The organism is Streptomyces sp. NPDC096079 (assembly GCF_040303145.1).
In the GTDB taxonomy this organism is placed as follows: domain Bacteria; phylum Actinomycetota; class Actinomycetes; order Streptomycetales; family Streptomycetaceae; genus Streptomyces.
Map to the genome: position 1 here is coordinate 116,625 of NZ_JBEOST010000022.1, position 8,927 is coordinate 125,551.

Sequence of the window (8,927 nt, forward strand, 5' to 3'; positions counted from 1 at the left end):
ATCAGCGTCGGCCGCTGCCAGAACTGCGGCGAGGATGCGGTCCCAGGTGCCGACCACGGCCCACCTGATCAGGCGTTTGTGAGCGGTCTGAACGATTCGAGCTCCTCTGGCAGATCCCGCCAAGGCGAGCAGGTGCGGTACTTCCACGCGGTGGCCTCCAGGGTTCGGCGGTGATCGGCCCACCGCCGGCCGCGGATCGGATCGACCGGTATCAGCGGCTCGATCCGTTCCCACATCGCACGAGTGATGACTAATCGGACGGACACATCCGATCAACTGACCAACCGATCAAAGAGACACGCTCTAAGCTTGTTCTTTATCTACCAAGATCTGCCGGGTTTGCCGATGGCTTTGAGGGTCTCGGGGCGTTTGACGGTTTTGCCGACGTCGTAGCGGGTGGCGGGTCGCCGGTTCTTCGAGCCGGGGGTGGTCCGGGCCCGGTTCCGGTCGGTTGAGGAACACGGGTCGGGCAGAGCAGGTGGGCGCGGACGTTCCTGACCCCTCGGCGGACCCGGGCCGGGGTGAGGCGTTCGGGCTTGGTCGGCTTCTCCCAAGGCCGGCGGAGGTCTGCGGCGAGCGGCCGGGCGAGGCGGAGCTGGGTGTGGGCGACGACCAGGAGCCAGGTCCAGCGCTCCGCTGCCTCGGGAGTACGGACCCTCGGGGTGGTCCAGCCGGGCGCCTGTCTCCCGAAGCGAAACGTGTGCTCCAGATCGAATCTCCTGAGGAACACCTGCCAGCACAGGTCCACGTCGCGGGAGCGGCGCCGGTCTTCGAGGACCACAACCACACCGGCGGGGCCTCTCGTTCTTTCGAGAGGTGCCCGACTTTCAGCCGTACCAGGGTGCCTTCGACGATGGGAAGTTCGCCGTCGTGCTCCAGCCAGGCCGAGCGGTGGGTCAGGCTCAGGTGGACCCGGTCCCACGCCTGCGCTTCGGCCTTTCCGTAGTTCACCGTGTCGGTGGCCGTGGTGATCGCCGGTTCAGGCCAGGTCTTGGGCTTGGCGAAGCGGAAATCCGGCGCGTGCTTGGGCGGCCGACCGTTGACGCCGTGCGTCCTGGGCGGTTTCGGCAGACGCATCACACGGTCGCTGCGGATCCGCCCGACCAGCTCGACGGGCAGATCCCGCAGCACCCAGGACAGGCGGGTGACGTCGCAGCCGGCGTCCACGACGATCGTGATGTCCGGGTCTCCGGGCGCCCACTGGCCAGCTGCGATGACCGTTCGGCCACCGCCCTGAGCTGGGAGGCGGTGACCTCGGTCGCGTCGTCCTCGGGCCCGAGCCGGACCACGTCCAGGATCCCGGTCCACGACGTGGCGCCGGGCTCCAGGGCAGCGACGAAGGAGTACGGCCAGCCCGGGATGAACTGCGATGCAGACTTCGCCCGCCCGTAGACGCGGCAGAACAGCCAGTCCGCCGAGGACGGCGCGTCCGACCGCAGCCATGGCGACACATCGACCGCCAGCACCAGGCGCCCGCCCTCGAACCGCGGCAACGGCAGCCCGGTCAGCACCGTCCGCAACCGCTCGACGTCGATCCGGCCGTGGTTGAGGGCTCCGTACAACGCTCCGTGCCCACGGCGGTGCTCGGCCACCAGACCGGCGAGACCACCGGCCCCTCGACGCACAGCAGCGCGTCGGTCAGTTCGAGCAGTTCATCACGCTGGGCGGTCAGGCACTCGTAGAACTCTCCCCGGAAGCGTGACGCTTCCGCGAACGCTTCCCGTCGGACATCGTGATGCAGCACACTCACCCTCACGGCTTTCGTCGTGGTCACGTGTACTCCTTGGTCGGAGCACATGATCAGACGAAGGCTGCCCCCGCGTCCGGCGAATCCCCCGGGCGAGCAAACCCGTTCGAGACACCGTTCGAGATCATGGCACCATGTACGGCATGACGACCAACCGAAAGGTCCATGCCGCGTAGACGGCCAGGACGCATCCGGGCCGAAATCCCGGACCGGCAGCAGTCACAGCACTCAAGGCCGGCCATCGACCGCCTCTCCCCGCGAGCGCTGTCCGAGATCGTTCGCCTTGAACGCACGCGGAACTACCTCCAACCGGGAGACACCAGCGCGGCAATGCGCCTGTGGAAGGACTACGTCCACCGCCCCGAGCGCGAACTCTGGCACGACGACGAGTTCGGCAACGTGCACTGGTACTGCTGCGGCAACCCCCTCGAAGGCCGTGCCCTACTCGACGGCGTGATCCGAGCAATGTCCCCTCGCGGAGCCCGCGAACTCCGCAAGATCATCGAAGAGCTTGACGCCTTCATGGGCCCACCCTGCCCAGCCGCAGACTGCCGAAGATCAAGAACAAGCTAAGCCGTGCTGAGAAGTGGTGCACGATGGGGCCGACCGCGTACCGATCGAAAGAAGCATCGTGGTTGCCCCCGTGCTCAAGCAGGCCCTGCGCCATGTTCACTCCGTGAAGTCGCAGGAACCGTCCGATGCGGACTCCGTCGAGTTCGCTGACTGGCGGGAGAGAATCGCTGAGGCCTTGAACGCGTTGGCCTGTGTGCTGGTCTTCGAGGAGGACCGGGTCAGTGCCAGAGCGGAGGCAACAGCGGCGCGGAAGCAGGCTGCAGAGGCTCGACGCCGGACGGAGATCGGGGCTGGCGAGAACTGATACTGCGGGCGGCCATCCACACGGTGAGGTCGCGGGCGATGTCGTCGATGCTGGTCGAGGTGGTGACCTCGTGCTCGTTTCGGGTCGTGTCGCGGCGGACGACCTCGTAGCCACCTTCGTCCAGCACAGCCACGGAGGTGAACCAGACCGGATCGTCCTCGTCGGGCTGGACGACCACAAACGTATTGTCGGAGGCATCGAGGTCGCTGATCATCATGAACAGCGCATCCTCGGACGGGTCATCAATGCGGTCGCCGTTCTCGCTGTCGGCGCCGGAATACCGAGCCCCCATCCGCGATGTCTCCCCTTTCCCCGCTCAACCTGGTCGGGGTCAGCATGGCATGCGGCAACGACAGCTCTGCCGGGTCACAGCCATTCGCCGAGCACGGCGATCAGGATGGTGGCGGCGAAGCGGACCAAGAGTGTGTCGAACCGTGCGGCCACCGCCCGGGCGCTTGAGCCGGTTGACGACCGGAGCGAGGGTCACGGCTGCTGGTAGAACTGGGCCGTGCCCGTATCGGAGCCGGCACGGATGACTCTCTTGCCCGGCGGCCCACCCTCCTTCCGCCCCGGCGTTCACCGTGGAGCCCGCTTTGCCCCTGCGGACAGGTAGCACCCGCCGGATATCCCTGCTCCTGGCGACCGTACTCGCGGCCGCAACGCTCACCGGCTGCGGGCTGCTGGAACTCGCCAGGGGCTACGAGGGGACCGACGACCGGGTGAAGGACATGGCGGCGCTCGACATCCTCGACACCCGGCCCGACGGGGCCGCCGTCGCTCGGGGCTTCGGGGAGGTGGACGCCGGCTGCCGGGAGGACAGCGGCGATGTCGAGGTGTACGCAGGCCGGACGTACACCTTCCCCGGCACACAGGCCGAAGTGTCCGCGCACTACCGGACGGCGGCGGTACGGGACGGATGGAATCCGGACCCCAGAGCCTCGCCCGGCGAGCCGTGCTTCACCAAGGAGGACATGACCCTGTGGATCGTCTTCCGTACCGCCGAGCGACTCGCGGAGGACGGTCACGGAAGTCGCGCCGACCTCACCACCGGGGCCGGCTACTCGGTCAGCATCGACTCGTACCTGGGCAGCGGCGCCGCCGAGGCTGGTTGCTAGGTTCCGTCGCCGGCGTGATCTCGGCTGGTGGATCACGGAAGGGTGATACGTCGTCATGACCTGACGGATGCCGAGTGGGATTTCGTGCGGCCCTCGCCGCCTCGGGCATCCATGGGGCGTCCTCGGCTGGATGACCGGACCATGCTCAACGGGATCGTGTGGCGCTTGAAGCGGTGGCGCGGAATCGCCATCCGCTACGACAAGCCAGCCGAGTCCCGACAAGCAGCCGTCGCCCTCGTTGTCGGGGCGGCTGAGCACCGCAGGTGGCCCGGCTGGACAACCCCGATGCTCAAAATTGGCATCGGGCGTCGCTGCGTCTGGGGGACACAGGGCCGGGCTCAGGCTCGCTGGGACCGGTGGCTACGCTCTGCGCGTGACGGGATCAACAACGCTGATCGACCAGTGCAGGGCCTCGCTCGGGGAGGCGCCACGCCGCTTCTCCTGGTTCGACAAGTTCCGATACCTGCGCATACCCAGGTCCGACTGGGTGGAGCGCGAGGATCCGCTGGCGGAGATCTTGAAAGTCCAGGACCTGCTGCTGGCCGAGGGCCGCATGGTCTGGGGCGCCGTCGTGCAAGCGAACTCCGATCTGTTCGCACGCGGCTGGCACGACCTTCCGGCTGCCGTGATCTACAGCCCTGACACCGCGGTGTTCGACGACAGCCCTGACCTGCTCCTCGACATCGCGCGCAAGCTGTACCGATTGAAGGGGACCCGGCAGCAGGATCCGGAACTCGCTGTGTTCTCGCGCATGCTCGCCAGTGAGCTCGACCGTGAGATGCGGTTGGAGGTCCCCCGGCGGCTCACTGGCAGTGCCACTGTGTACTGCACCGACATCATCGTCGCCCGCAGGCATCTCCCGGGCCGGGCGCTGAACGAGCCGATCTTCCCTCTGCTCATCGCTCCAGAACACACCTCCATGACGATGATGCTTCCGAGCCGCTTCTGGCCGACGTCGGCCTGACGACGCAAGCGAGATCGGGGCGTGGCCGCTCCCGCGCATCGAAGCCGTCCATCGGGCCGTCCATCCCACTCAGCACAGCGGGACGGTCAGGGTCATCGGATCTCATTGGATCGGAGCCGCCGTCGGGCCCCGGAACCACTGGGTTCCTTGGACGCCTGCCGCGCCTGTCGTCATTCGATCGTCTGACGACAGGTAGGGGCAGTCAGGAGCTTCGGCGCCCCGTCGTCGCCGGGGCTTGCAATCGGCACCTAGGTACAGGTTTACCGTCGGAGGTGTCCCCGCGGTGCGGGGGCATGACGACGGGAGTGAGTGTGATGGGTGATCTGGCGTGGGTGCCGCAGTCCTGCACGCTGCCCACCGAGGAGCAGCCCTTGCGGGTCGCGGAGTGGGACGGGCTGTTCGCCGAACGGCTGACCGCGGTGTCGCGGCCCGGACCGCTGCGGCTCCGCCTGGACCTGGCCGGCGGGCGGGGCGTCGAGGAGAGGGTGCGGGACCTGGCGGAGCGGGAGGGAGGTTGCTGCTCCTTCTTCTCCTTCACCGTCACCCCGGGAGAGGACCTGATCGGCCTGGACATCGCGGTCGACCAGCAGCACGTCACGGTCCTGGAGGCCCTGACCGCGCGGACCGCTGCCGGAGGCCGGCCGTGAGCGCGGGGCTGCGCAGCGGGCAGGTCTCCGAGGCGACCGGGGTGAACGTCCAGACGCTGCGCTACTACGAGCGGCGTGGGCTGCTGGCCGAGCCGGAACGCAGCAACGGCGGCCACCCCCTGTACGGCGAGGACGCGGTGACCGCGCTGCGGGTGATCAAGGCCGCCCAGCGGCTGGGGTTCACGCTGGAGGAGGTCACCGAGTTGCTGGAGGCCGGCCGCCACCGGCACGGCCACCCCCCGCCGGCTTCCAGGAACGAGCCGCGGCGAAGCTCGCCGACCTGACCACCATCCGCACCGCCTTGGCCGCGGCCGTCGACGCGGGCTGCGACGACCTGACCGTCTGCGCCGCAAGCACCTGCTGCCCTCTCCCCTTCACCGGCCTCGCCGAGGAGACCCGCGATGCCGGCCCCTGCTGCTGACCACCGCCCCCCCACCGCACCCCCAGGTCCTCGGGGGCCTGGGGGGTGCGGTGGCGTGCGTGGCCTGCTGTGCCCTGCCGGTCCTGATCACGGCCGGAGTCGTCGGGGCCGGCGCCGGCGTGGTGGTGGGCTGAGTGCCGGCCCTCGCCGTCGTGTTGGCCGTGCTCGCCGCCGGAACTTGGTGGTACGGCCGGCGCCGCCACTCCTGCTCCTGCGCGCCGAAGGCCGGCGAGCAGGGCGGGTGCGGCTGCGGGCCGTCCACGGACCCGCTGAAGATCAGTGCCCCGGACGCGCGGCGGAACCGATAGGCGAGCCCAGCGGCTCGTTCCGAACTCTCAGTGCCTGGAGACAGACGTGGAGGGGCTTTCCCGTACACCGAGGCCGACGGGTCCCTGCACACGACCACGGCGCCGCAGAGCGTCATCACCATGACGGTGCTTCCCATGAGCATCGGCCTGGCCCCGGCCGCGCGGCTGGCGGCGGCCGGGAAACGGCGTGCCGTCCTGCGGTCGGCTCAGGTCGTGGGGGCGGGTGCCGCTCTGGCCACGACCGCGCGGACGTTCACCGCAGGTTTCGATACGCCCAGCACGATCACGCTCACCGGCATGCACGTCGTGATTGCCGCACTCGTGCTCCTCGCCCTCGAAGCACTGGCCCGCCGCACGCGAGCCGCACCGGCACAGTCGGCCGGGGTGTGAAGCCCGGCCTGCGGGCGGCGGTCGCAGGCCCGCCCCCGTCTTCCAGGAACCCGCGTTCCTGACCTGGGACGATTGCCCCAGAGCCGGGCCACAGGGCAGGGCCCGCAACCGAGCGCACGGGAGTCAACGAAGTGGTGGCGGAGCAGGGACCGCGAGGTGTGTTCGAGCGGATGGAGCACCACCAGGTCGCCGTCTATCTGGGGGCGCTCGCGGCAGGCGGGCTGGTCGGCTGGGCCGCCCCCGCGGCAGGGCCGGTCCTGGAGCACGCGATCAACCCGGTGCTCGCCGCGCTGCTCTACGTCACGTTCTTGCAAGTGCCCGCCGCCGACCTGCTCCGCTCGCTGCGCGCGGGCCGGTTCCTGACCGCGGCGCTGGTGGTCAACTTCGTGGTGGTGCCGCTGGTCGTGGCGGCCATGTTCCCGTTCCTGCCTGCCGACCTGGCCGTCCGCCTGGGCGTGCTCCTGGTCCTGTTGGCCCCGTGCGTCGACTACGTCATCGTCTTCTCCGGACTGGCCGGCGGCAGCAGCCGGCGCCTGCTTGCCGCGACCCCGCTGCTCCTGCTGGCCCAGATGGTCCTGCTGCCTCTCTTCCTGTTCTTGTTCCTGGGCTCCGGCCTGGCCGACGTCGTGGAAGCCGGCCCGTTCCTCGAAGCGTTCCTGACCCTGATCGTCATCCCGCTCGCCCTGGCCTGGCTCACCCAGGCGTGGGCCGCCCGCCGTCCCGCCGGGCGGAAGACCGTCGACGCGATGGGGGCCGCGATGGTCCCGTTGATGGCCGCGACCCTGCTGGCCGTGGTGGCCTCCCAGGTTCCCAAACTCGGCGACAGCCTCACGGACGTGGCCCGCGTGGTGCCGTTCTACGTCCTGTTCCTGCTCGTGATGGCCTTCGCCGGACTCGCCGTCGCCCGCCTCTTCCGCCTTGCCGCTCCTGACGGGCGGGCCATCGTGTTCACGGGCGCGACCCGCAACTCCCTCGTCGTCCTCCCCCTCGCCCTGGCCCTGCCCGACTCCTTGGCCGTCGCCGCCGTCGTGGTGGTCACCCAGACCCTCGTCGAGGTGATCGGCATGGTCGTCTACGTTCGGGCCGTTCCCCGTCTGCTCCCGGCTATCGGCGCACGTCGGCGCACGGCCAAGGGCTAGAGCCGCACTACGGCAGGCCGGGTCAGGCCGCGACATGCCCTGTGCGATGCTGTCTCGTCGCCCCGGGGGTGAGCGGCGAGGGGCAAGCGAGTCGGGGAGGGCGAGGTGGCACGGCGGGGCTGGAGCGTCGTGGTGCTGCCGGCGATCGCGCTCCTGGTCCACCTCGTGATGCCCGACATGTCCGCGTCCTCGAAGACCGTGGAGACGTGGGGCATCACTGCGGCCTCCGGCACGGCCCGCAACGACTCAGGGCAGCCGGTGCTCACGTCCGACGACGTCACCGTGCAACCCCGCAGCACGGTCCCCGGCCATCCCTCCTCCCACGCCCAAGTCCTCCTGTGGGTGCCGCGGGACGCCACGCCACCGGCCGCGCCGTCGTTCGGCGCTCCTGCGGACGACCGCGTCAGGGCCACCCTGCGGCCGGCCCTGAGTGTCCTGCAGGTTCTTCGCTGCTGATCGGGCTCCTCTGCGCGGCGCCGGGGCATGACGGCCGGGCGCCCGCAGCTCGCGACCCGATTCCTCCACAGCGCCCGAAGGTGATCATGCAGTTGTGCTCCGCTCGCCGCTCCGGCGCCACTCCCACCGCGTACTTCGGCCCCGGGGCGGTGCGGCGATGAACCTGGGCATCATCGGCCAGGCGGCGGGCCTCTTCGCCGTCACCAACATCGACGACATCCTGGTCCTGGCCCTGTTCTTCGCCCAGGGCGCCGGACACCCAGGCTCCACCCGGCGCATCGCCACCGGGCAGTACCTCGGCTTCGCCGCCATCCTCGCGGTCGCCGTGGCCGCCGCGTTCGGCGCGACGTTCCTGCCCGAGGAAGCGATCCCCTACCTCGGCCTGCTCCCGCTGGCCCTCGGCATCAAGGCCGCCGTCCAGGCATGGCGGCACAGGAACGGCCCCGACGAGGAAGAGGAAACCTCCGAGGGCGGCCCGAAGGTCTTGGAAGTCGCCGCGGTCACCTTCGCCAACGGCGGCGACAACATCGGCGTATACGTCCCCGTGTTCGCCACCGCCGGCATCGGCGGCATGAGCGTGTACGCCATCGTCTTCCTCATCCTGCTCGCCGTGTGGATCGCCGCCGGCCGCTACTTCGCCACCCGCCCCGTCATCGCCAAGGCACTCAGCCGCTGGGGCCACATCCTGCTGCCGGCCGTCCTGATCGGCATCGGCCTGCTCATCCTCATCGAGGGCGGCGCGTTCGGCCTGTAGACGAGGAGGGGGCGGCAGAGCCGCACCCAAGGTCAGCACGTTGCCGCAGGAGCACCGGGAGCGCCTGATGGCCTTCGCCGAGGACGTGTACTTCGATTCCGGCCACCGC

The 8,927-nt window shown here is 69.7% G+C and carries 10 protein-coding genes and 1 pseudogene; 8 read left to right on the plus strand and 3 right to left on the minus strand.

Annotation, left to right across the window (positions count from 1 at the left end; all coding sequences use genetic code 11):
- Positions 1 to 68: 68 nt before the first annotated feature.
- The 3 genes and pseudogenes from ABTY59_RS37710 to ABTY59_RS31575 form a co-directional block, all read right to left on the minus strand.
- Positions 69 to 236, minus strand: a complete 168-nt coding sequence (locus ABTY59_RS37710; protein WP_502995447.1) for a transposase — start codon at positions 234 to 236, stop codon at positions 69 to 71.
- Between the two features lie 84 nt (positions 237 to 320).
- Positions 321 to 1,798 (minus strand): annotated as a pseudogene (locus tag ABTY59_RS31570) (NF041680 family putative transposase).
- A 740-nt stretch (positions 1,799 to 2,538) separates the two neighbouring features.
- Positions 2,539 to 2,916, minus strand: a complete 378-nt coding sequence (locus ABTY59_RS31575) for a hypothetical protein (RefSeq protein WP_352022499.1) — start codon at positions 2,914 to 2,916, stop codon at positions 2,539 to 2,541.
- 301 nt (positions 2,917 to 3,217) lie between these two features.
- Between ABTY59_RS31575 and ABTY59_RS31580 the strand changes: the two genes are divergently transcribed.
- From ABTY59_RS31580 to ABTY59_RS31615, 8 genes are all read left to right on the plus strand, one after another.
- A complete protein-coding gene (locus ABTY59_RS31580; RefSeq protein WP_352022500.1) occupies positions 3,218 to 3,739 on the plus strand; it encodes a hypothetical protein in 522 nt (173 codons plus the stop codon).
- Between the two features lie 373 nt (positions 3,740 to 4,112).
- Complete coding sequence (locus ABTY59_RS31585; RefSeq protein WP_352022501.1) at positions 4,113 to 4,703, plus strand: hypothetical protein; 591 nt, start codon at positions 4,113 to 4,115, stop codon at positions 4,701 to 4,703.
- A 314-nt stretch (positions 4,704 to 5,017) separates the two neighbouring features.
- Positions 5,018 to 5,350, plus strand: coding sequence for a hypothetical protein (locus ABTY59_RS31590; RefSeq protein ID WP_352022502.1), 333 nt, complete (start codon positions 5,018 to 5,020; stop codon positions 5,348 to 5,350).
- Complete coding sequence (locus ABTY59_RS31595) at positions 5,347 to 5,634, plus strand: MerR family transcriptional regulator (RefSeq protein ID WP_352022503.1); 288 nt, start codon at positions 5,347 to 5,349, stop codon at positions 5,632 to 5,634. The genes ABTY59_RS31590 and ABTY59_RS31595 overlap by 4 nt, the downstream gene beginning before the upstream one ends.
- 475 nt (positions 5,635 to 6,109) lie before the next feature.
- Entirely contained in the window at positions 6,110 to 6,469 is a 360-nt protein-coding gene (locus tag ABTY59_RS31600; RefSeq protein WP_352022504.1) for a DUF6069 family protein, read from the plus strand.
- 170 nt (positions 6,470 to 6,639) lie between these two features.
- Entirely contained in the window at positions 6,640 to 7,608 is a 969-nt protein-coding gene (locus ABTY59_RS31605; RefSeq protein ID WP_352022505.1) for a bile acid:sodium symporter, read from the plus strand.
- Between the two features lie 105 nt (positions 7,609 to 7,713).
- Positions 7,714 to 8,064, plus strand: coding sequence for a hypothetical protein (locus ABTY59_RS31610; protein WP_352022506.1), 351 nt, complete (start codon positions 7,714 to 7,716; stop codon positions 8,062 to 8,064).
- 157 nt (positions 8,065 to 8,221) lie between these two features.
- Positions 8,222 to 8,818: a cadmium resistance transporter gene (locus ABTY59_RS31615; protein WP_352022507.1), complete on the plus strand. Its 597-nt coding sequence runs from the start codon at positions 8,222 to 8,224 to the stop codon at positions 8,816 to 8,818.
- Positions 8,819 to 8,927 lie beyond the last annotated feature (109 nt).